General features: G+C 70.6%; 1 pseudogene. It reads right to left on the bottom strand.

Annotation, left to right across the window (positions count from 1 at the left end):
• Positions 1-565 (bottom strand): annotated as a pseudogene (locus IBL25_RS26575) (beta strand repeat-containing protein); the annotation flags it as partial.

Below are 565 nucleotides of genomic sequence, written 5' to 3'. Positions count from 1 at the left end.
CCGCCGCCTGCGAGCCGGTCAGCTCGGCAATGCCGGCCAACGTCGCCAGCGCCAGCTGCGCGTAGTCGCCATCCGTGTGGCTCCAGCCGTCGCCGTTCGACCAGTCATAGGCGGCGGTGGTGGCGCCGATCTCCGCCCAGGTGTTGAACACCCGCCCCGTCGCCGGGTCGCTGATCGCCAGCAGATAGGCCGCGCCGTCATGCTCGGCAAAGCCGTCCGCCGCGTGCTGGAAGCGCCCCACCAGGAAGTTCGAGGCCCATTCCAGATAGGTCAGCGCATCCTCGTTGCCGTGCCGCGCCGCCGCGATGGCGGTGGAGGCGAAATAGTCCTGCTGCCACGGCGGCAGCGCGCCCTCGGTGCCGTATTCACCCGGCAGCCAGCCATGCGCCTCGCCCTGCTCCGCCGTCCAGGCCGGGATCTGCTCCACGATCCAGGACCAGTTGGCTTCCGAGACCTTGCTGAAATAAGCCTGCTCGACGCTGCCGTCCGGGCTCGCCCAGGCCGCCTCGTCGATCTGCCGCAGCGCCCAGGCCGCACCGCGCACCTGGTTGCCCTGCACCACGAG

Source organism: Pseudoroseomonas ludipueritiae (genome assembly GCF_014490445.1).
Lineage (GTDB): Bacteria > Pseudomonadota > Alphaproteobacteria > Acetobacterales > Acetobacteraceae > Pseudoroseomonas > Pseudoroseomonas ludipueritiae.
This window is presented reverse-complemented; position numbering and strand designations above follow the sequence as displayed.